Consider the following 21,914-nt stretch of genomic DNA (forward strand, 5'->3'; position numbering starts at 1 on the left):
GTTCCCCTCCCGGCTGCCCGGCAAGTGGTTGCCCCGGTGGCGGCGACTGCCGTACAGTGGTCTGGAAAGCGCTTTCCATAGGAGGCTCAGAGAGAATGTCCCCCCGAAGCATCGGTGTCGTGATGAACGGTGTCACCGGCCGCATGGGTTACCGCCAGCATCTGGTCAGGTCCGTCCTGGCGATCAACGAGCAGGGCGGCGTGACACTGTCCGACGGCAGCCGCGTCCTGCTCAGGCCGGTGCTGGTGGGCCGGAACGCCGAGAAGCTCGAGAAGCTCGCCGCCGACCACGGCATCGCCGAATGGACCACCGACCTCGACGCGGCCCTGGCCTCCGACGAGAACCTGATCTACTTCGACGCCCAGGTCACCCAGGCCCGCGTCAAGGCCGTGCTCAAGGCCATCGAGGCCGGCAAGCACATCTACGCCGAGAAGCCGACCGCCGAGACCGTCGAGGAGGCCGTCGCGCTGGCCGAGGCCGCCGAGGCCCGGGGCGTCAAGAACGGCGTCGTGCAGGACAAGCTCTTCCTGCCGGGCCTGCTCAAGCTCAAGCGCCTGATCGACGGCGGTTTCTTCGGCCGGATCCTCTCGGTGCGCGGCGAGTTCGGCTACTGGGTCTTCGAGGGCGACTGGCAGACCGCCCAGCGCCCCTCGTGGAACTACCGCACCGAGGACGGCGGCGGCATCGTGCTCGACATGTTCCCACACTGGGCCTACGTGCTGGAGAACCTGTTCGGCCGCGTCCGCTCGGTCTACGCCCAGGCCGTCACCCACATCCCCGAGCGCGTGGACGAGCGGGGCGTGACCTACCCCGCCACCGCCGACGACGCCGCCTACGGCGTCTTCGAGCTGGAGGGCGGGATCATCGCGCAGATCAACTCCTCCTGGAGCGTCCGGGTCAACCGCGACGAGCTGGTGGAGTTCCAGGTGGACGGCACGCACGGCAGCGCCGTCGCCGGCCTGCGCAACTGCCGCATCCAGCACCGGGCCACCACCCCCAAGCCGGTCTGGAACCCCGACCTGCCCGTCACCGCGCGGTTCCGCGACGACTGGCAGGAGGTCCCGGACAACACCGAGTTCGACAACGGCTTCAAGATCCAGTGGGAGATGTTCGTCCGCCACGTGCTGGACGACGCGCCGTTCCCCTACGACTTCGCCTCCGGGGCGCGCGGCGTCCGCCTCGCCGAGCTGGGCCTGCGCTCCTCCGCCGAGGGCCGCCGCCTGCCGGTGGAGCCGTGACGCGCATCGCGCTCCCCGGCGGGGAGCACACCCTGCGCGATCCGGTGGTCTGGGAGCGGCCCGCCGGGCCGCCGCAGAGCCGGATCGTCTACGCCGCCGCCCACGTGGTGGCCGACCCGCTCGGCGACAACACCCCCGGCTCCCCCGCCGCCGCCGACTGGGACGCCACACTGCGCTTCCGCCGGCACCTGTGGTCGTACGGCCTGCGCGTCGCCGACGCCATGGACACCGCGCAGCGCAACATGGGCCTGGACTGGGCCGCCACGAGCGAGCTCATCCGGCGCAGCGCGGCCGAGGCGGCGGAGTTCGGCGACCCGGCCGTGCTGGTGGCCTGCGGGGCGGGCACCGACCACGCCCCGGACGCCGGGACGCTGGACGAGGTGGTGGCCGCCTACACCGAGCAGATCGAGACCGTCCGCGGTGCCGGGGCCGGGGTCATCGTGATGGCCAGCCGGCAGCTCGCCCGGATCGCCCGGGGTCCGGAGGACTACCACGCGGTCTACGGCAAGCTGCTCTCGCAGACCGACCGGCCGGTGATCCTGCACTGGCTGGGCGAGATGTTCGACCCGAACCTGGCCGGCTACTGGGGTTCGCGGGACGTGGCCGAGGCCACCGCCTCGTTCCTGGAGCTGATCCGCGGGCACGCGGCGGCGGTGGACGGGGTCAAGGTCTCGCTGCTGGACGCCGAGCACGAGATCGGGCTGCGGGCGGCGCTGCCGGAGGGCGTGAAGCTCTACACCGGCGACGACTTCAACTACCCGTCGCTGATCGCCTCCGGCAGCCACGCGCTGCTGGGCATCTTCGACGCGATCGCCCCGGCGGCCTCCGCGGCCCTGGCGGCGCTCGACGCCGGAGACCTCGCCCGCTACGAGGAGATCATGGCCCCGACGGTCCCGCTCTCCCGGAAGATCTTCGAGGCGCCGACCTACAACTACAAGACCGGCATCGTCTTCCTGGCCTGGCTCAACGGCCACCAGGACGCGTTCGCCATGGTCAACGGCGCCCAGGCGGCCCGGTCGCTGCCGCACCTGGCCGAGGTGTTCCGGCTCGCCGACGCCGCGGGCCTGCTGAGCGACCCCGAGCTGGCCGTGCGCCGCATGCGCTCGCTGCTGGAGGTGCACGGGCTGTGACAGGCACCGCGACAGAGGCTGTGGCACCGGCTGCGGCACCGGCTGTGACGCCGAGGGGGAGCCGCCTGTCCCTCAACCAGTGGACGACCAGGCGCTGGTCGGTGGCCGAGGCCATCGACGGGTGCGTACGGCACGGCGTCGAGGCCATCGGCCTGTGGCGGCAGGACGTCGCCGCGCAGGGCCTCGACGAGACCGTGAAGCTGGTGGCCGACGCCGGGCTGCGCGTGTCGTCGCTCTGCCGGGGCGGTTTCCTCACCTCCGGTGACGCCGCCGCGCTGGACGACAACCGCCGGGCGATCGACGAGGCGGCCGCGCTGGGCGCCCCGTGCCTGGTCATGGTGGTCGGCGGGCTGCCCGGGGTGGTCCCCGCGGAGCCGCTCGGGGCGGTCGACCGCGATCTCGCGGGGGCCCGGGAGCGGGTCGCCGAGGCGCTGGCCGTACTGGCGCCGTACGCCGGTGAGCGCGGGGTGCGGCTGGCCCTGGAACCGCTCCACCCGATGTACTGCGCCGACCGGGCCGTGCTGTCCACCCTCGGGCAGGCGCTGGACCTGGCCGAGCGGCACCCGGTGGAGCAGGTCGGCGTCGTCGTCGACACCTTCCACGTGTGGTGGGACCCGCAGGTGCTGGAGCAGATCGCCCGCGCCGGGGAGCGGATCGCCTCCTACCAGGTGTGCGACTTCCTGCACCCGCTCCCGCAGGACGTGCTGCTCGGCCGGGGGGTGATGGGCGACGGCGTGATCGACTTCGCGCCGCTGACCGCGGCCGTGGCCGCGGCGGGCTACGCCGGCGACATCGAGGTGGAGATCTTCAACGCCGACGTCTGGGCCGCCGACCCCGACGAGGTCCTGGCCCGGGTGAAGGCCAGGTTCGGCGAGCTGGTCGAGTCCGCCTGACCGCGAGGGCCCGGGCCTCACCCTTCCGGGGTGAGGCCCCGGGTGCTCCCGCGCAGGACGACCTCGCCGGAGACCCGCTCGACCCGGGGCTCCCGCGCCTCCTCCGACGGGTCGAGGGCGAGCTCCAGCGCGCGGGCGCCCATGTCGGACAGCGGGAGCCGTACCGTCGTCAGGGAGGGGACGAGGTCGCGCAGGGTGGCGATGTCGTCGAACCCGGCGACCGAGACGTCCTCCGGCACCCGGATCCCGCGGTCCCGGAACGACGCCAGCGCCCCCACCGCCATCACGTCGTTGACCGCGAACACGCAGGTGGCGTCGGCGACCTCGGCCGCCGCCCCGTAGCCGCCGTCGCGGTCGAAGGTGCCGTGCACGAGCTGCGGCGCGGGCAGGCCCAGCTCGGCGAGCGCCCCGGTGAACCCGGAGACCCGGTCCTGGGCGGTGATCAGCCAGGGCGGCCCGGCCAGCACCGCGAAGCGCCGGTGCCCCAGACCGGCGAGGGCCCGGGCGAGCTCGGCGGCGCCCTCGGCGTTGCCGGGGGCCACCGTGTCGGCGCCGAGCAGGTCCTGGCCGACGCAGGCGATCCGGCCGCCGGTCGCCCGGTAGCGGTCGAGCTCCTCGCGCAGCCGCCGGGTCACCCCGGGGTTCGCGATCCGGGACCCGGCCAGCAGCACGGCGCGCACGCGCTGCGCGTTCAGGGTCGCGACGTAGGCGATCTCCCGCTCCGGATCGCGGTGCGTGGTGGCGACCATGACCATCAGCCCCTGGTCCTCGGCCACCCGCATCGCCCCGTCGGCCAGCGCCGCGAAGTAGGGGTCGGTCAGGTCGTGGACCACGAGCCCGACCACGTTGCTGGCCCCGCGGGCGAGCGTCTGCGCCGCCACGTTCGTCCGGTAGCCCAGTTGCTGGGCGGCCTGCTCCACCCTGGCCCGCAGCGACGCACCCACCTGCCGGGTGCTCCCGTTGAGCACCCGCGAGGCCGTGGCGAGCGAGACCCCCGCGTGCCTGGCGACATCTTCGAGCGTGACCACAGGCGACCTCCTGGAAAACGATTGCCAATCTTGCCAGAGAGGATCCCCGCCGCGCACCTCCGAAGGGGTAGACCTCGCTGCGGGGCGCGGCGCGGGCGCCGCGGGGGCGTTTCCGGCGGCGCGCCGGGGACGACCCCGGTAACGCGGCTCCGGGGACGGCACCGGGGACGCTGTGGGGGAGCTCACCGCGGCGCGCCCGGATCCGGTCCGCGCCACCCGCGCCAAACGTTGTTACCGACCAGTAGCATGGTCTGCGTAGCCACCCATCAACGAGGAGCGAACCGTGCCTTCGTCTCGTGACGTCGTATTCGTCGACGGAGTGCGCACGCCCTTCGGCAAGTCGGGCCCCAAGGGCCTGTACGCCGAAACGCGCGCCGACGACCTGGTGATCCGCGTCATCCGCGAGCTGATCCGGCGTAATCCGAATCTGCCGCCGGAGCGTGTCGACGAGGTGGCCATCGCCGCCACCACCCAGATCGGCGACCAGGGGCTGACCATCGGCCGGTCCGCCGCCGTCCTGGCCGGACTGCCCAAGAGCGTGCCCGGCTACGCGATCGACCGCATGTGCGCCGGCGCCATGACCGCGGTGACCTCGGTCGCGGGCGGCATCGCCTTCGGCGCCTACGACGTGGCCATCGCCGGCGGCGTCGAGCACATGGGCCGCCACCCGATGGGCGAGGGCGTCGACCCCAACCCCCGGTTCGTGGCCGAGCAGATCGTGGACGGCTCCGCCCTGGTCATGGGCATGACCGCGGAGAACCTGCACGACCGCTACCCGGCCATCTCCAAGGAGCGCGCGGACGCCTTCGCCCTCGCCTCCCAGGAGAAGGTCGCCAAGGCCTACGCCGACGGAAAGATCCAGCCCGACCTGGTCCCGGTGGCCGTGCGCTCCGCCGAGAAGGGCTGGGGCCTGGCCACCGCCGACGAGGCCCCCCGCCCCGGCACCACGCTGGAGGGCCTGTCCACGCTCAAGACCCCGTTCCGGCCGCACGGCCGGGTCACCGCGGGCAACGCCTCCGGCATCAACGACGGCGCCACCGGCTGCGTCCTGGCCGCCGCCGACGTCGCCGCCGAGCTGGGCCTGACCCCCAAGATGCGCCTGGTCTCCTACGCCTTCGCCGGCGTCGACCCCGAGGTCATGGGCGTCGGCCCGATCCCGTCGACCGAGCGGGCGCTGCGCCTGGCCGGGCTCTCCATCGACGACATCGGCCTGTTCGAGATCAACGAGGCCTTCGCCGTACAGGTGCTGGCCTTCCTGGAGCACTTCGGCATCGCCGACGACGACGACCGGGTCAACCCGTACGGCGGCGCGATCGCCTTCGGCCACCCGCTCGCCTCCTCGGGCGTGCGCCTCATGACCCAGCTCGCCCGCGAGTTCGGCGAGCGCCCCGACGTCCGGTACGGCGTCACCACGATGTGCGTCGGCATGGGCATGGGCGGAACGGTCATCTGGGAGAACCTCGCCTGGGAAGGTGCGAAGTGACGGAGATCAAGGAACTGTTCGCCGACGAGGTCGTCACCAGGGCGGCCGTCCGCGACGTCGAGCTGCCGTACGGCGCCGGCACGATGGCCCTGATCACGCTGGACAACGGCTTCGACCACACCAAGCCGTCGACCTTCGGCCCCGGCGGCCTGACCTCGCTGAACGAGGCGATCGACTCCGTCGCGCGCCGCACCGACCTGGCCGCGGTGGGCGTCACCGGCAAGCCGTTCATCTTCGCGGTCGGCGCCGACCTCAAGGGCGCCGCCCTGGTCTCGCAGCGCGAGCAGGCGCTGGCCATCGGCAAGCTGGGCCACGACGTGTTCCGCCGCCTCGGCGAGCTGGACGTGCCGTCGTTCGCGTTCGTCAACGGCGCGGCGATGGGCGGCGGCCTGGAGGTCGCCCTGCACTGCACCTACCGGACCATCTCCTCCGGCGTGCCCGCGGTGGCGCTGCCCGAGTGCTTCCTCGGCCTGGTACCCGGCTGGGGCGGCACCCAGCTGCTCCCCCGCCTGATCGGCCCGGCGAACGCGCTCAAGCTGATCATCGAGAACCCGCTCTCGCAGAACCGCATGATCAAGGGCCGGGACGCCTTCGCGCTGGGCGTCGCCGACGCGATGTTCGAGCCCGCCGACTTCCTGGAGGAGTCGCTGCGCTGGGCGGCCCAGGTGCTCCGCGGCGAGGTGGAGGTCTCCCGGACCGACCACACCGCCGAGGACTGGTCGCAGGTGGTCGACGGCGCCCGCGTGCTGCTCGACATGAAGCTGCACGGCGCCAGCCCGGCCCCCTACCGGGCGCTGGAGCTGGTCGCGCTGGCCCGCACCGCCTCCCGGGACGAGGGTTTCGACGCCGAGGACCAGGCCCTGGCCGACCTCCTCATGGGCGACGAGCTGCGCGCCGGGCTGTACGCCTTCGACCTGGTGCAGCGCCGCGCCAAGCGGCCCGCCGGGGCCCCGGACAAGGCGCTGGCCCGCAAGGTCACCAAGGTGGGCGTGGTCGGCGCCGGCCTGATGGCCTCGCAGATGGCGCTGCTGTTCGCCCGCCGCCTGGAGGTCCCGGTCGTGCTGACCGACCTGGACCAGGCCCGCCTGGACAAGGGCGTCGGCTACGTGCACGCCGAGGTCGACAAGCTGCTCGGCAAGGGCCGGATCACCGGCGACCAGGCCAACCGCCTCAAGGCCCTGGTGACCGGCTCGCTGACCAAGGACGCGTTCGCCGACGCCGACTTCGTCATCGAGGCCGTGTTCGAGGACATGAAGGTCAAGCAGCAGGTGTTCGCCGAGGTCGAGGCCGTGGTCTCCGAGACCTGCGTGCTGGCGACCAACACCTCCTCGCTCTCGCTGACCGAGATGGGCTCGGAGCTGGCGCACCCCGAGCGCCTGGTGGGCTTCCACTTCTTCAACCCGGTCGCGGTGATGCCGCTGCTGGAGATCATCCGCGGTCACGCCACGGACGACGCCACGCTCGCCACGGCGTTCTCCGTCGGCAGGTCGCTGAAGAAGTCCAGCGTGCTGGTGAAGGACGCCCCCGCGTTCGTCGTCAACCGGCTGCTGACCCGCTTCATGGGCGAGGTCATCGCCGCGGTCGACGAGGGCACCCCGCTGGAGCTCGCCGAGCACGCCCTCGACGACCTCGGCCTGCCGATGACCCCGTTCGCGCTGCTGCAGCTGGTCGGCCCGGCCGTCGGCCTGCACGTCGCCGAGACCCTGCACGCGGCCTTCCCCGACCGCTTCGGCGTCTCGGAGAACATGGCGAAGCTGGTCGCGGCGGGCAAGCCCGGCGTCTACGGCGCGGACTTCTCCCTCGACCCGGAGGCGGTGGCGATCTTCTCCGGCGGCGCCTCCCCGTCCACGGCCGAGCAGGTGCGCGAGCGGGTGCTGCGGGCCCTGGCGCAGGAGATCCGGATCATGCTCGACGAGGGCGTGGTCGCCGCGGCCCAGGACATCGACCTGTGCATGATCCTGGGTGCGGGTTGGCCGTTCCACCTGGGCGGCATCACCCCGTTCCTGGACCGGTCCGGCATCGCCGAGCCGCGCTTCCTGGAGCCGGGCGTGGCCTCCGTGCCCGCCTGAGTGCCCGCCTGACGGTCCCGGCCTCCACGAGGGCCCGTCCCGCGCCTCTCCCGGCGCGGGGCGGGCCCCGGTCTCATCCGCGGGGCCGGCGGGCCAGGACGCTGTGGTGGTAGCCGTAGGAGAAGTAGAGCAGGACGCCGAGCACCATCCACGCCAGGAAGCGGATCCACGTCTCCACCGGCAGGTTGAGCATCAGGTAGACGCAGGACAGCACCGACAGGATCGGCACCAGCGGCACCAGCGGGGTGCGGAAGGAGCGCGGCAGGTCCGGCCGGGTCCGCCGGAGGATCACCACCGCGAGCGAGACCACCACGAACGCGAAGAGCGTGCCGATGTTGACCAGCTCGGCGATCTCCGCCAGCGGGACCAGCCCGGCCAGGACGGCGACGATCACGCCCAGCAGGATCGTGATCCGGTACGGCGTGCCGTACCGCGGGTGCACCCGGGCCAGGCCCCGGGGCAGCAGGTTGTCCCGGCACATGGCGAACATCACCCGCGACTGGCCGAGCATGAGGATCATCACGACGGTGGTCAGGCCCGCCAGCGCGCCGATGCTGATCAGCGAGGCGGCCCAGGTCTGGCCCACGGCCTTGAACGCGTCGGCGAGCGGGGCGGCCTCGCTGAGCTCCCGGTACGGCTGCATGCCGACGACGACCACGGAGACCGCGACGTACAGGGCCGTGCAGATGCCGAGCGAGGCGATGATACCGATCGGCAGGTCGCGCTGCGGGTCGCGGGTCTCCTCCGCCGCGGTGGCCACCACGTCGAAGCCGATGTAGGCGAAGAACACGATCGCGGCGGCGCTGAAGACGCCCACGACGCCGAAGGCCACCGGCGTGATCCCGAAGACCACCTGGATCAGCGGCGCCGACAGGCCCTCGACGGCGGGCGTCGACGCGGGCGGCGGGATGAACGGCGTGTAGTTGGCGGCCTCGACGAAGAACAGCCCGGCCACGATGACCAGCAGGATCACCGTCACCTTGATCGCGACGACGACGAGGTTGAGCCGTGACGAGAGCTTGACCCCGGCGACCAGCACCGCGGTGAGGGCCAGCACGACGAGGGCCGCGGGCAGGTTGAAGACCGGGTCCTCGCCCGCCAGCGCGGCCGGCAGGCGCAGGCCGAGGGACTCCAGCAGCGAGGTCAGGTAGCCCGACCAGCCGACCGCGACGACCGCGGCGCCGAGCATCATCTCCAGGATCAGGTCCCAGCCGATGATCCAGGCGGGGAACTCGCCCAGCGTGGCGAAGGAGAAGGTGTACGCCGAGCCGGCCACCGGAACGGCGGAGGCGAACTCGGCGTAGCAGAGCGCGGCGAGCCCGCAGACGACCGCGGCGACGACGAACGAGAGGGCGACCGCCGGCCCGGCCGTCTCCTTGGCCACCCGGCCGGTGAGCACGAAGATGCCGGTGCCCACGATGACGCCGACGCCGAACACGGTCAGGTCGAGGGCCGACAGGTCCTTTCTCAGCCGGTGCTCGGGCGCCTCGGTGTCCCTGATCGACTGCTCGACGGACTTCACTCGGAAAACGGCCACCGGTGCCTCCCCGTCCCGCGGATCACCTCCGGGTGTTTCCCCGTGATCGGCGGGTCATGCGGGCCGGGGAGGCCGAGTCCGCGGGGATCAGCGGGCCGGGTGGTTCTCCAGGACCGGGGAGCGCTTCGCGACCGCCTCGGTGATCTCGCGGGCGATGTCCTGGGCGGTCAGGCCGATCTCGGCGAGGATCTTCGCCCGCTTGGCGTGGTCCAGGAAGCGCTGCGGGATGCCGTAGGTGCGGACCGGGACGTCCACGTCGGCGTCGCGGAGCATCCGGGCCACCGCGTCGCCCACGCCGCCGACCCGGCCGTTGTCCTCGACCACCACGACCAGCTTGTGCACCCGGGCGGCGGCCACCAGCGCCTCGTCCAGCGGCTTGACCCAGCGCGGGTCCACCACGGTGGCCGAGATGCCCTGGGCGTCGAGCAGCGCGGCGGCCTCCAGGCAGGTCTCGGCCATCGGTCCGACGGAGACGACCAGCACGTCCGGGTCGCCCGCGCGCAGCACGTCCATCCCGCCGAGCCTGCCCTCGGCCTCGATCTCGGGCCCGACTGGGCCCTTGGGGTAGCGCACCACGGTGGGGCCGTCGTCGACCTCCACGGCCTCGGCGAGCAGCTCGCGCAGGCGCGGCTCGTCGCGCGGGACCGCGACGGACAGCCCCGGGACGACCTGCAGGATCGACAGGTCCCACATGCCGTTGTGGCTGGCGCCGTCGTCGCCGGTGACGCCCGCCCGGTCGAGCACGACCGTGACCGGGAGCCGGTGCAGCGCGACGTCCATCAGCAGCTGGTCGAAGGCCCGGTTGAGGAAGGTGGCGTAGACCGCCACGACGGGGTGGAGCCCGCCGAGCGCCAGGCCGGCGGCGCTGGTCAGGGCGTGCTGCTCGGCGATGCCGACGTCGTAGAGGCGGTCGGGGTAGGCCTCGGAGAACGGGATCAGCCCGGTCGGGCCGAGCATCGCGGCGGTGATGGCCACGATGTCCTGGCGCTCGGCGCCGAGCCGTACCATCTCCTGGCCGAACACGTTGGTCCAGCCGTGCGGCTTGGGCTTCTCCTCGCCGGTCAGCGGGTCGAAGACGCCGGGCGAGTGGAAGCAGTCCTCGCCGTGGTTCTCGGCCGGGGAGTAGCCGAAGCCCTTCTTGGTGAGCACGTGCACGATGACCGGGTGGCGGAAGCCGCGGGCCTTGCGCAGCGCCGCCTCGACGGCCTGCTCGTCGTGCCCGTCGACCAGCCCGATGTACTTCAGGCCGAGGTCCTCGAACATGACCTGGGGGGCCAGGACGTCCTTGATGCCCTTCTTGACGCCGTGCAGCGCGTCGTAGACCGGGGCGCCGACCACGGGCACCTTCGTCAGGTTGCCCTTGACGAACTCCAGCACGTCCTCGTAGCGCTGGTTGGTGCGCAGCGAGGCCAGGTGGTTGGCCAGCCCGCCGATGGTCGGCGAGTAGGAGCGGCCGTTGTCGTTGACCACGATGATCAACGGCAGGTCCTTGCAGGCGGCGATGTTGTTCAGCGCCTCCCAGGCCATGCCGCCGGTGAGGGCGCCGTCGCCGATCACGGCCACGACCGTGCGGTCGCTCTCACCGCGCAGCCGGTACGCCTTGGCCAGCCCGTCGGCGTACGACAGGGCGGTGGAGGCGTGGGAGTTCTCGATGACGTCGTGTTCGGACTCGGCCTGGCTCGGGTAGCCCGACAGGCCGCCCTCCTGGCGGAGCGTGCCGAAGCGGTCCGCCCGGCCGGTGAGCATCTTGTGGACGTAGGCCTGGTGGCCGGTGTCCCAGAGGATGCGGTCGCGCGGCGAGTCGAAGACGCGGTGCAGCGCGATGGTCAGCTCGACCACGCCCAGGTTCGGGCCGAGGTGCCCGCCGCTGCGGGCGGTGGAGCTGACGAGCAGGTCCCTGATCTCGGCGGCGAGCACCGGCAGCTCGTCCGCGTTCAGCAGCTTGAGGTCCCGTGGTCCCTTGACCGACTCCAGAAGACCGCCCAGCCGTCCGGCGCGCTCGCTCACGGAATCATCCCCTCTGTCCTGACGTAACAGAGCGAGTCTAGTTCGCCTCTAGCGCGCGGCCAGCAAAGACGGGCAATCTATACGTTTTATCCACAGTTGCCCTACCCTTTCCCTCACCATGAGCGCTCTCCCCTTGGGCCACCTGTCCTCCCTCGTCACCGCCGCCCTCTCCTTCTCCCTGGCGGCGGGCGCGGGTCAGGCGGGAGCGATCCCGGTGGCCGCCGCGCAGGCGCCCGCGGCGCCCGCCGGCACGGCCCTGGTGCAGGGCAGGGCCGCGGCGACCGCGAACCCCCTGTACGCGGCCGGCGTGCTGCCCTCCGTGGCGTGCCCGGCCGGGAGCATCAAGGCGGGGAGCGCGGCCTCCTACAAGGCCTTCATGACCCGCGTCGCCCGCTGCCTCGGGCTGGCCTGGGGCATCCAGTTCGGCAAGGCCGGGCTGGACTTCACCCCGCCGGAGCTGCGCTTCGCGACCTCGCGGGTGAGCAGCCCCTGCGGGAAGTGGCCCGCCGGCGCGGGCGGCTACTACTGCTCCAGCGACCGGACCATCTACATCGGCCTGACCCGCGCCGTCCTGAAGAACCCGTACGGCCCCAACCACGCGCAGTTCATGGCCCACGAGTACGCCCACCACGTCCAGCAGCTGGCGGGCATCCTGCCCTACTACGGCCGGGCCGTCTGGCGGGCCGGGACCTCGGCCAGGCTCGCGCTCTCCCGCCGGCTGGAGCTGCAGGCCGACTGCCTGGCCTCGGCCTTCCTGCGCGGAGCCGCCGGCGACCTGGAGGTCACGCCGGAGCACTGGGAGGCCATGCTGGAGTGGACCGCCCGAAACGGGCACAAGAGCTGGCCGAAGAACGACCACGGCAGGGGCAGCAGCCAGGCCTACTGGATGGAGCGCGGCTTCGAGCGCGGCGCCCCCCGCGCCTGCAACACCTTCACCGCCCCCCGCCGCGTCGTCGACTGAGCACGCCGCCCGCGCCGCCGCCTCCGCCGGAGGACCGGCCCGGGAGCCGTCGGGAGCGTGCCGGGACCCGCAGGGAGCGCGCCGTCCGCCTCCGTACGGCCGCCGCGGACCGGCGCCCGGGACCGTACGGCCCGCCGTCAGGAGCCGACGCGCGCGAGGACCTCCAGGGGGTCGGCCAGGACCTGGGCGAAGGCGAGCTCGGCGGCGCCCACCAGGGTGGCGTCGTCGCCGAGGGCCGTGGTGCGCAGGCGCAGGTGCTCCCGCGACGGGGAGAGGGCGTCGAGGTTCAGCCGGCTGCGGACCTGCGCGGCGGAGCCGAGGTAGACCTCGCGCAGCATGCCGCCGAAGACGACCATCTCCGGGTTGAAGACGTTCACCAGGTTCGCCACGCCCAGGCCGAGCCAGTCGCCGACCCGGCTCAGCGCCGCCTGGGCGACGATGTCGCCGCGGTCGGCGGCCGAGACCACCGCGCGCACGGCCTCCCTGCCGACCTGGGAGCCGAAGCGCCCGGCCGCCTCCAGCAGCGCCCGCTCCCCCACCTCGGCCTCCAGGCAGCCGCGCGAACCGCAGCCGCACAGCCGGCCCTGGGGGTTGACGACCATGTGCCCGACCTCGCCGCCGAAGCCCTGGTGGCCGCCGAGCAGGGCGCCGCCCGCGATCACGCCGCCGCCGACGCCCACGTCGCCGTGGAGGTAGACGAGGTCGCGGCAGCCGACGCCGACGCCGCGCAGGTGCTCGGCCATCGCCGCGAGGTTGGCGTCGTTGCCGACCGTCACGGGCAGGCCGAGCGCGAGGCGGCGGGCCATCTCCTCGCCGAACGGCACGTCCACCGAGCCCATGTTCGGCCCGAACCTGACGACGCCGTCACTCTGCGCCACCCCGCCGGAGAAGGCGGCGGCCACCCCGACGCAGACCGTGTCCGGCCGTGTCCTGCGGTGCATCTGCCGGGCGAAGGCGGCCAGCGGGCCGACGACCTCCTCCAGCGAGAAGGGACCGCGCCGCCGTACCGTCTCGCGGCGGTCGAGGACCGCCCCGCCCAGGCCGACCCGGGCGGCGACCAGCCGGTCGACCCCGACGTCCAGGGCGAACACGTAGACCCGCGCCGACTCGGGGCGGACCACCAGGGAGGGGCGTCCCGCCCGGCCGGTCTCCCGGGGGAGCTCCTCGCGGACCAGGCCGGCGGCGGTCAGGTCCGCGGTGAGCGCCATGATGGTGCTGCGGTTGAGCCCCATCCTGCTGGTGAGTTCCGCGCGCGAGGTCGGCCCGCTCAGGTGGACATGACGGAGCAGAGCGCCGAGGTTGTGGCGTCTGATCTCCTCTTGGGAGGGGCCGGCCCGCATCGCGTGGTGTTCCTTGCGTGGTGTTCCTTCGGGGGGTCAGGAGCATCGATCACCTTAGACCGGCGCCGGTCACCTCATGCCGGTGGCCGCCGCGCGCTTGCGGGAGAACGCGTCCACGCTCGCCGCCAGGAGCAGGACCGAGCCGGTGACGATGTACTTCACACCGGAGCTGTAGCCCATCAGGCCCATGCCGTTCTCGATTACCGCGACCACGGCGCCGCCCAGGATGGCGTCCAGCACCCGGCCCTTGCCGCCGAACAGGCTGGTCCCGCCGATGACGGCCGCGCCCACGGCGTACAGCAGCACGTTGCTGCCGCCGGTGTTGGGGTCGACCGAGCTGGCCCGGGAGGCCGCGATGACGCCGCCGAGCGCCGCCAGGGTGGAGCAGATCATGAACGCGCTGATCTTCATCCGGTCCACGTTGATGCCCGCCCGGCGCGCGGCCTCGGCGCTGCCGCCGACCGCGTACAGGTGCCGGCCGAAGGAGGTGCGGCGCAGCACGAACGTGAGGACCAGCAGGAGCACGATGATGATCGGGACGACGATCGGCACGCCCTTGAGCGAGACGACCGCGGCGTTGCGGCTCCGCTCCAGGTTGAGGAAGTAGACGGCCAGACCGCCGAGGACGGCCAGCGCCCCGACCCGGACCGCGATCAGCGAGACCGGGTCGGCGGTCAGGCCCCGCCCGGCCCGCTTGCGGGCGCGCAGCAGCTGCAGTCCCGCGTACGCCGCGACGCCGACGACCAGCAGCACCCAGCCCAGCACGGGCGGCAGGTACTTGTTGGAGATCGCCAGGATCGTCTCGTCCCGGATGGAGATGTTGGTGCCGCCCTTGACCAGCAGCAGCACCAGGCCCTGGAAGCCGAGGAAGGCGGCGAGCGTCACCACGAAGGACGGGATGCCCAGCTTGGCCACCAGCGTGCCGATGACGCTGCCGATCACCGCTCCGGTGAGGATCGCCGCGCCCACGGCGACGTACCAGGGCATCCCCTGCTCGGTGAGCAGGATCGCGAGCACCGCGGCGCAGACACCGCTGGCGAAGCCCGCCGACAGGTCGATCTCGCCGAGGAGCAGCACGAACACCAGGCCCATGGCGATCACGGTGACCGCGGCGCCCTGGGTGAACAGGTTGGCGAAGTTGCCCGAGGTGAGGAACGAGGGCCGCAGGATCGAGAAGACCGCGCAGAGCACGACCAGCCCGAACACGGCGGGCAGCGCGCCCATGTCGCCCCCGCGGACCCGCTCGACGTAGCCGCGGGCGTTGGCGGCGATCGAGGGCCCCTCGACCGGGGCGGGCTTGAGGGTGGTGGTCATGCCGGAACTCCGTTGGTGAGGCCGAGGTCCCCGCTCCGGCCAGAGGTGATCAGTTCGACGACCTGCGCGTGGGTGACGTCGGAGGTCTTCACCTGAGCCGCCATCCGGCCGAGGTAGAGCGCGGCGATCCGGTCGGACACCGCGAACACGTCGTTCATGTTGTGCGAGATGAGCACGACGGCCAGGCCCTGGTCGGCGAGGCGGCGGACCAGTTCCAGCACCTGCGCGGTCTGGGCGACGCCGAGCGCGGCCGTGGGCTCGTCGAGGATGACGACCTTGCTGTTCCAGAGCACCGCCTTGGCGATGGCGACGGTCTGCCGCTGGCCGCCGGAGAGGCTGGAGACGTGCTGCCGGATGGACTTGACGGTCCGGACCGAGAGGCTCTCCAGGGTCCTGGCCGCCATCTCCTCCATGGTGTCCTCGTCGAGGACGATGCCGCGCTTGTGCTCGCGGCCGAGGAACATGTTCTGGACGATGTCCAGGTTGTCGCAGAGGGCGAGATCCTGGTAGACGATCTCGATGCCCAGGCCGGCGGCGTCGCGCGGGGAGCCGACCTGGACGGGCTTGCCCTCGAAGAGGTACTCGCCGGAGTCGATGGGGTGGATGCCGCCGACGCACTTGACGAGCGTGGACTTGCCGGCGCCGTTGTCGCCGACGAGCGCCGTCACCTCCCCGGGGTAGACGGAGAAGGCGACGTCGTGCAGGACCTGTACGGGACCGAAGCTCTTGTCGATCCCGCGGAGTTCCAGTACGGGGGTCATACGGTGCTCCTCGGGTGCGGGGGGCGGCCGGCCGGCCCCTCGGGACCGGCCGGCCGCTCCCTCGGCGCGTTACTGGATTCCGGCCTCGGTGCACTTGTCGGCGAACTCGCCGGTGCACAGCTCTTCCTTGGTGACGAAGCCGTCGGCCACGACGTCCTTGACGTTCTCGAAGAAGATCGCCTGCGGGTCGAGCAGGACGGCGGGCACGTCGGCGCCGCTCTCGGTGTCCTTGACCGTGCCGGTCGCCGCCGGCTTCTCGCCCTTGGCCAGGCCGATCGCGAGCTCCGCCGCCGCGTCCGCCTCCTTCTTGATCGCCTTGTAGACCGTCATGCACTGGTCGCCGGCGAGGATGTTCTGCAGGCCCTGAACGGTGGCGTCCTGGCCGGTGACCGGGACCTTGCCGTTGAGCTTGTTCTTCTTCAGCACGGTGATCGCGGCGTTGCCGAGGCCGTCGTTCGCGGCGAGCACACCCGCGATCTTCGGCTGCTCGGTCAGCATCTGCTCGAAGATCGTGCCGGCCTGGGCGTTGTCCCAGTCCGGAACCGACTGGTCCGGGCCCTTGACGTACTCGCCCGAGTCGTACTTGGGCTGCAGCACGCCGTCGTAGCCGTTCTTGAACAGCGTGGCGTTGTTGTCGGTCGGCGAGCCGTTGAGCTCGGCGACGATCGGCTTCTCGGCCTTCTTGTCGGCGAGGCACTTGACCAGGCCCTCACCCTGCAGGGTGCCGACCTTGGTGTTGTCGAAGCTGACGTAGTACGACGCGCCGCCGTTCAGGGTCAGGCGGTCGTAGTCGATCGTGGCCACGCCCTGGGCCTTGGCCTTGTCCAGCACGGCCTTGCCGGTGCCGCTGTCCAGGTTGACGATCATCAGGACGGTGGCGCCGTTGGTGATCATCTGGTCGGCGATGGTCTGGAACTGGTTCTTGTCACCCTGGGCGTTCTGGATGTCGTAGGCGACGCCCGCGGCCTTGAACGCCTCCTCCAGGTACTTGCGGTCCGCGGTCTCCCAGCGGGCCGAGGACTTGCTGTCCGGCAGGATGACGCCGACCTTCCCGGCGGCGGCCGGCTGGCTCGCGGCGCCGGAGGGAGCGGTGCTGCTCTGAGCGGTGGTGTCGCCGCCCTCGCCCCCGCAGGCGGTGAGACCGAGGGTCATCGCCGCGGCGGCGGCGGACAGGCTGAGGATCCCCTTGCGCATGGTGCACGGGTCCTTTCTTCGAGAACTTCGAGAGATGGGGGGTCGGGAAGTGCGGCATGCCGAGTTCACCGGCACGGCTCTCCGGGTCGCGGATCACCGTGCCGTTGAATGTTGTTTGCGGCAACGTATTCCGCTGTGGCCTGGAACACCAGACCTTGTCCGGGTAAAGTTTGTTGTGGCCGGTAACAATCCAGAAACGTGGGATTAACCCAGGTTGCCGTGCAGGATCAGGGTCAGCGCGGAGAGCGCGGCCACGCAGAGGATCCCGGTCCTGATGCGCCCGCCGTCCAGATAGCGGCGCAGGGGTCCCGACGCCAGGAAGCCCGCCACCAGGAACGGGAGCAGCGTCGCCCCGAAGACCAGCGACCGCGCCGGGAGCCTGTCCAGCGCGGCGAGGACCGCCAGGGACTGGGCGGCACTGAGCAGGAAGAACACTGCGAGGGTCGCGCGGATCTGCGGCCCCTTGGCCCCGGAGTAGACCAGGGCCATCGGCGGGCCGCCTATCCCGGTGGCGGTGCCCGTGATCCCCGAGACGAAGCCCGCACCCGTGATCGTCGCCCGGTTGCGCGGCACCGCCGCCGCCCACGCCGTGAGGGCCACCGCGAGCAGCACCATCACGCCGACCAGCACGCCCAGCGTCCGGGTGGAGACGTAGACGACCACCAGGCCGCCCAGGAGGCTGCCCGGCACCCTGCCCAGCACCGCGAACCCGAGCCCTCGCCAGTCGACCCCGCGCCACTCCCCCAGGATCGTGAGCAGCGGCAGCGTGACGTTGACGACCTGGATCGCCCCGGGCATCACGGAGGGCTCCAGCATCGCGATCACCGGCGCCGCGACCAGCCCCAGCCCGAATCCGACCGCCCCCTGGACGACCGCCCCCACGAAAACCGACAAGCCGGCGAGGACAAGTACGAAAAGCTCGTCTTCCACGGTGAGACCGTAGCCCCACCGGGCAACCGCCCCGCCCCGGGAGGTCCGCCCCCACCCGGAACGTCACGGCGGCCGCATACGGCCCGCTGTCTTGAGCCCGTATCCCGTTTCGGTTATGCAGGGGTCAGGGGGTCGACCAGCGACCACGGGACACCGGAGAACGCATGAGCGCAGAGGATTCACGGTCACGCAGGGACGCACGTCTGGCCGCCTACGAGAAACTGCAGGCCGCCAGGCCGCACTTGTTCGCCAATCCGCCCGAGGCCGCCTTCGAGATCCTCTTCGACCGCGCCGATCAGGACTTCGTCTCCGAGCAGGGCGCCGCCTGGGCCCGCGCCAACGGCCTGCCGGAGGAGTACGGCGACATCGGCGTGGTCTACCAGGACGCGTACACGATGATGGTCCGTGACGCCGTGCGCTTCCGCACGGGGGACCGGGGCGCCTACTTCCGGGTGTGCCCGGCGGCGGACGGCGTCGCGGCGGCGGTACTGCCGGTGCTCGACGACGGGAGGGTGGTCCTCCTGCGCCACTTCCGCCACGCCGACCGGCGCTGGCACTGGGAGATCCCCCGCGGGTTCGCCGAGGCGAACGCGGACGGTGAGGAGACCGCCCGGCGCGAGGTGGCCGAGGAGCTCAGCTGCGCGGTGCGCGACCTCGTCCGCCTGGGTGCGATGGTCAGCGACAGCGGGATGACCCCGGGAGGCGGGGACGTCTACCTGGGCCTCATCGACCGCCGGGAGTTCGAGGCGGCAGGCGACGCGCAGGGGAGGGAGGAGGGCATCGACGCAAAGAAGGTGATCGGCATGGACGGCCTCCGGTCGATGATCGCTGCCGGCGAGGTCGACGACTCCTTCACCTTGACGGCCTACGCCCTCGCCGTGGCGCAGGGCCGCCTGCCAGGGCGGTAGACCTTCGCCGCCGTCCCGGCGCGGCGGCCGGAGGGGGTGCACACCGCCGGACGGCCGCGGTCCGGCGACCGCGGTGGAGCGCCCGCCCTTCACCCGGGACCGCGAGCGAGCGGCGGATGCCGGACGTCGGGCGCTGGGCCGCCGACCGGAAGGGCCGCCCGGCGGGCTGGTGTGTCCCGCGGGCGGCCCTGTGGATCGGGTGGTCCCCCGAATCGGGCGCGGAGGTCGCGCCCGCCCCACCGCGCACGACGAGACTCTCGGCGCGCGGTGAGGCTCTCCGCCCGCCCGTCCGCTCGTGGCGGACGGGCGGGCGGAAGCGTCAGCCCTTGGCGAGCAGGGAGCGCAGGACGTACTGCATGATGCCGCCGTGGCGGTAGTAGTCGGCCTCGCCCGGCGTGTCGATGCGCACGACCGCCTGGAACTCCTTGCCGTCCGCCCGCACGGTCACCGTGCGCGGCACGCCGCCGGAGTTCAGCTCCTCGACCCCGACGATGTCGAAGGTCTCCTGGCCGGTCAGGCCGAGGGAGTCGGCCGTCTCGCCCTCGGGGAACTGCAGCGGCAGCACGCCCATGCCGATGAGGTTGGAGCGGTGGATGCGCTCGTAGGACTCGGCGATGACGGCGCGGACGCCGAGCAGCGCGGTGCCCTTGGCCGCCCAGTCGCGCGAGGAGCCGGAGCCGTACTCCTTACCGGCCAGGACGACGAGCGGGATGCCCGCGGCCTGGTAATTGGCGGAGGCGTCGTAGATGAAGCTCTGCGGGGCGCCGTCCTGGGTGAAGTCGCGGGTGTAGCCGCCCTCCACCCCGTCGAGCAGCAGGTTCTTCAGCCGGATGTTGGCGAAGGTGCCGCGGATCATCACCTCGTGGTTGCCGCGCCGGGAGCCGTAGGAGTTGAAGTCCCTGACCTCGACGCCGTTGGCCCGCAGGTACTCCGCGGCGGGGGTGCCGGGCTTGATGGAGCCGGCCGGGGAGATGTGGTCGGTGGTGACCGAGTCGCCGAGCTTGGCGAGCACCCGGGCGCCGGAGATGTCGGTGACGGGCTCCGGCTGGGCGGGCATGCCGTCGAAGTAGGGGGCCTTGCGCACGTAGGTCGAGGCCGGGTCCCACTCGAAGGTGTCGCCGGTCGGGATCGGCAGCGACTGCCAGGTCTCGTCGCCCTTGAACACGTCGGCGTAGTCCCGCAGGAACATCTCCTGGTCGATCGAGGAGCTGACGACCTCGGAGACCTCCTCCGGCGACGGCCAGATGTCGGCGAGGAAGACCGGCTCGCCGTCGGCGCCGGTGCCCAGCGGCTCGGCGTTCAGGTCGATGTCCATCGTCCCCGCCAGGGCGTAGGCGACGACCAGCGGCGGCGAGGCCAGGTAGTTCATCTTGACGTCGGGGTTGATCCGGCCCTCGAAGTTGCGGTTGCCGGACAGCACCGCGGTGACCGCGAGGTCGTTCTCCTGGATCGCGGCCGAGATCTCCTCGTCCAGCGGGCCGGAGTTGCCGATGCAGGTGGTGCAGCCGTAGCCGACCAGGTTGAAGCCGATCTTGTCGAGGTACGGCTGCAGCCCGGAGCGCTCGAAGTAGCCGGTGACGACCTGCGAGCCGGGGGCCAGGGAGGTCTTGACCCACGGCTTGCGGGTCAGGCCCTTCTCGACCGCCTTCTTGGCCAGCAGCGCCGCGCCCATCATGACGTACGGGTTGGAGGTGTTGGTGCAGCTGGTGATGGCCGCGATGGTCACCACGCCGTGGTCGATCTCGAAGCTCGTGCCGTCGGCCAGCGTGACCGGGACGCGCCGGTGCGGGCGGCGGCCGGCCAGGTCGGCGGCGTGCGGCTTGTCGCCGTTGCCGTCGTGCGAGATCGCCGGGGAGTCGGAGGCGGGGAACGACTCGTCGGACGCCTCGTCGGCCGGGCCCTGGACGCTCGGGGCGTAGTCGACGACGGCGGCGCGCCAGGCCCGCTTGGCGTCGGAGAGCGCGATGCGGTCCTGCGGGCGCTTCGGGCCGGCGATCGACGGCACGACGGTGGCCAGGTCCAGCTCGATGTACTCGGAGAAGACGGGCTCGGGCGCCGACGGGTCGAGCCAGAGGCCCTGGGTCTTGGCGTAGGCCTCGACCAGCGCGACCTGCTCCTCGGAGCGGCCGGTGAGCCTCAGGTAGTTGACCGTCTCGCCGTCGATCGGGAAGATCGCGCAGGTGGAGCCGAACTCGGGGCTCATGTTGCCGATGGTGGCGCGGTTGGCCAGCGGCACGCTGGAGACGCCCTCGCCGTAGAACTCGACGAACTTGCCGACGACGCCGTGCTTGCGCAGCATCTCGGTGATGGTGAGCACCAGGTCGGTGGCGGTGGCGCCGGCCGGGAGCTTGCCGGTCAGCTTGAAGCCGACCACGCGCGGGATCAGCATGGAGATCGGCTGGCCGAGCATGGCGGCCTCGGCCTCGATGCCGCCGACGCCCCAGCCCAGGACGCCGATGCCGTTCTCCATGGTGGTGTGGGAGTCGGTGCCGACGCAGGTGTCCGGATACGCCTTCCCGTCGCGGATCATCACGACGCGGGCCAGGTGCTCGATGTTCACCTGGTGCACGATGCCGGTGCCGGGCGGGACGACCTTGAACTCGTCGAACGCCGTCTGGCCCCAGCGCAGGAACTGGTAGCGCTCGCGGTTGCGCTCGTACTCCCGCTCGACGTTGCGCTGGAACGAGTCCGGCCCGCCGAAGAAGTCGACGATGACCGAGTGGTCGATGACCATCTCGGCCGGGGCCAGCGGGTTGATCCGGGCCGGGTCGCCGCCGAGGTCGCGGACGGCCTCGCGCATGGTCGCCAGGTCCACGACGCAGGGCACGCCGGTGAAGTCCTGCATGATCACACGGGCCGGGGTGAACTGGATCTCCACGCTCGGGGCGGCGGACGGGTCCCACTGGCCCAGCGCACGGATGTGGTCGGCCGTGATGTTGGCGCCGTCCTCGGTGCGGAGCAGGTTCTCCATCAGGATCTTCAGGCTGTACGGGAGGCGCGCCGACCCCTCGACGGCGTCCAGCCGGTAGATCTCGTATGCCGCGTCACCGACGCGGAGCGTGTCACGGCTGCCGAAGCTGTTCGCGGACACGATTCGCCTCCCTCATCACCAGGTCGTCTG

Annotated in this window: 16 protein-coding genes; 7 read left to right on the forward strand and 9 right to left on the reverse strand. The window is 72.1% G+C overall.

What is annotated here, in order from left to right; translation table 11 throughout:
- Positions 1-95 precede the first annotated feature (95 nt).
- Genes HS048_RS27310 through HS048_RS27320 form a run of 3 tightly spaced genes read left to right on the forward strand, consistent with a single transcriptional unit; the run spans position 96 to position 3,261 of the window.
- Positions 96-1,238, forward strand: coding sequence for a Gfo/Idh/MocA family protein (locus HS048_RS27310; RefSeq protein WP_196469085.1), 1,143 nt, complete (start codon positions 96-98; stop codon positions 1,236-1,238).
- Entirely contained in the window at positions 1,235-2,368 is a 1,134-nt protein-coding gene (locus HS048_RS27315; protein WP_196469086.1) for a dihydrodipicolinate synthase family protein, read from the forward strand. Before HS048_RS27310 ends, HS048_RS27315 begins: the two co-directional genes overlap by 4 nt.
- A 44-nt stretch (positions 2,369-2,412) precedes the next feature.
- Positions 2,413-3,261 (forward strand): sugar phosphate isomerase/epimerase, encoded by an 849-nt coding sequence (locus HS048_RS27320; RefSeq protein ID WP_307832669.1) that lies wholly within the window; start codon positions 2,413-2,415, stop codon positions 3,259-3,261.
- Between the two features lie 17 nt (positions 3,262-3,278).
- Here HS048_RS27320 and HS048_RS27325 read toward each other — a convergent pair whose 3' ends face one another.
- Positions 3,279-4,289 (reverse strand): LacI family DNA-binding transcriptional regulator, encoded by a 1,011-nt coding sequence (locus HS048_RS27325; protein WP_196469088.1) that lies wholly within the window; start codon positions 4,287-4,289, stop codon positions 3,279-3,281.
- Between the two features lie 283 nt (positions 4,290-4,572).
- On the opposite strand from HS048_RS27325, the gene HS048_RS27330 reads away from it, so the two are divergent.
- Positions 4,573-5,772: a thiolase family protein gene (locus HS048_RS27330; RefSeq protein WP_068895985.1), complete on the forward strand. Its 1,200-nt coding sequence runs from the start codon at positions 4,573-4,575 to the stop codon at positions 5,770-5,772.
- Complete coding sequence (locus HS048_RS27335) at positions 5,769-7,841, forward strand: 3-hydroxyacyl-CoA dehydrogenase NAD-binding domain-containing protein (protein WP_068895987.1); 2,073 nt, start codon at positions 5,769-5,771, stop codon at positions 7,839-7,841. Before HS048_RS27330 ends, HS048_RS27335 begins: the two co-directional genes overlap by 4 nt.
- A 73-nt stretch (positions 7,842-7,914) precedes the next feature.
- On the opposite strand, the gene HS048_RS27340 is transcribed toward HS048_RS27335, so the two are convergent.
- Positions 7,915-9,378: an amino acid permease gene (locus HS048_RS27340; protein ID WP_068895988.1), complete on the reverse strand. Its 1,464-nt coding sequence runs from the start codon at positions 9,376-9,378 to the stop codon at positions 7,915-7,917.
- Between the two features lie 87 nt (positions 9,379-9,465).
- The gene (gene dxs, locus HS048_RS27345; protein ID WP_231647252.1) at positions 9,466-11,385 is read right to left on the reverse strand and encodes a 1-deoxy-D-xylulose-5-phosphate synthase; all 1,920 of its coding nucleotides are present in this window, start codon (positions 11,383-11,385) and stop codon (positions 9,466-9,468) included.
- Between the two features lie 118 nt (positions 11,386-11,503).
- On the opposite strand from dxs, the gene HS048_RS27350 reads away from it, so the two are divergent.
- Positions 11,504-12,346, forward strand: coding sequence for a neutral zinc metallopeptidase (locus tag HS048_RS27350; protein ID WP_084008141.1), 843 nt, complete (start codon positions 11,504-11,506; stop codon positions 12,344-12,346).
- A 137-nt stretch (positions 12,347-12,483) separates the two neighbouring features.
- On the opposite strand, the gene HS048_RS27355 is transcribed toward HS048_RS27350, so the two are convergent.
- The 5 genes from HS048_RS27355 to HS048_RS27375 all read right to left on the reverse strand — a co-directional run bounded on the left by HS048_RS27355 (position 12,484) and on the right by HS048_RS27375 (position 17,849).
- Complete coding sequence (locus HS048_RS27355) at positions 12,484-13,686, reverse strand: ROK family transcriptional regulator (RefSeq protein ID WP_196469089.1); 1,203 nt, start codon at positions 13,684-13,686, stop codon at positions 12,484-12,486.
- 69 nt (positions 13,687-13,755) lie between these two features.
- On the reverse strand, positions 13,756-15,000 hold the full coding sequence (locus tag HS048_RS27360; RefSeq protein ID WP_068895994.1) for a sugar ABC transporter permease: 1,245 nt from the start codon (positions 14,998-15,000) through the stop codon (positions 13,756-13,758).
- The gene (locus tag HS048_RS27365; protein ID WP_068895995.1) at positions 14,997-15,761 is read right to left on the reverse strand and encodes an ATP-binding cassette domain-containing protein; all 765 of its coding nucleotides are present in this window, start codon (positions 15,759-15,761) and stop codon (positions 14,997-14,999) included. Before HS048_RS27365 ends, HS048_RS27360 begins: the two co-directional genes overlap by 4 nt.
- A gap of 69 nt (positions 15,762-15,830) precedes the next feature.
- On the reverse strand, positions 15,831-16,955 hold the full coding sequence (locus HS048_RS27370) for a sugar ABC transporter substrate-binding protein (RefSeq protein ID WP_196469090.1): 1,125 nt from the start codon (positions 16,953-16,955) through the stop codon (positions 15,831-15,833).
- Between the two features lie 204 nt (positions 16,956-17,159).
- Complete coding sequence (locus tag HS048_RS27375; protein WP_230881899.1) at positions 17,160-17,849, reverse strand: sulfite exporter TauE/SafE family protein; 690 nt, start codon at positions 17,847-17,849, stop codon at positions 17,160-17,162.
- A gap of 200 nt (positions 17,850-18,049) precedes the next feature.
- Between HS048_RS27375 and HS048_RS27380 the strand changes: the two genes are divergently transcribed.
- On the forward strand, positions 18,050-18,793 hold the full coding sequence (locus HS048_RS27380) for an NUDIX hydrolase (RefSeq protein WP_230881900.1): 744 nt from the start codon (positions 18,050-18,052) through the stop codon (positions 18,791-18,793).
- Positions 18,794-19,112: 319 nt separating this feature from the next.
- Here HS048_RS27380 and acnA read toward each other — a convergent pair whose 3' ends face one another.
- Complete coding sequence (gene acnA, locus HS048_RS27385; protein WP_196469092.1) at positions 19,113-21,884, reverse strand: aconitate hydratase AcnA; 2,772 nt, start codon at positions 21,882-21,884, stop codon at positions 19,113-19,115.
- Positions 21,885-21,914: the final 30 nt, after the last annotated feature.

Origin of the sequence: Planomonospora sp. ID91781 (assembly GCF_015711595.1) — a bacterium.
Lineage (GTDB): Bacteria > Actinomycetota > Actinomycetes > Streptosporangiales > Streptosporangiaceae > Planomonospora > Planomonospora parontospora.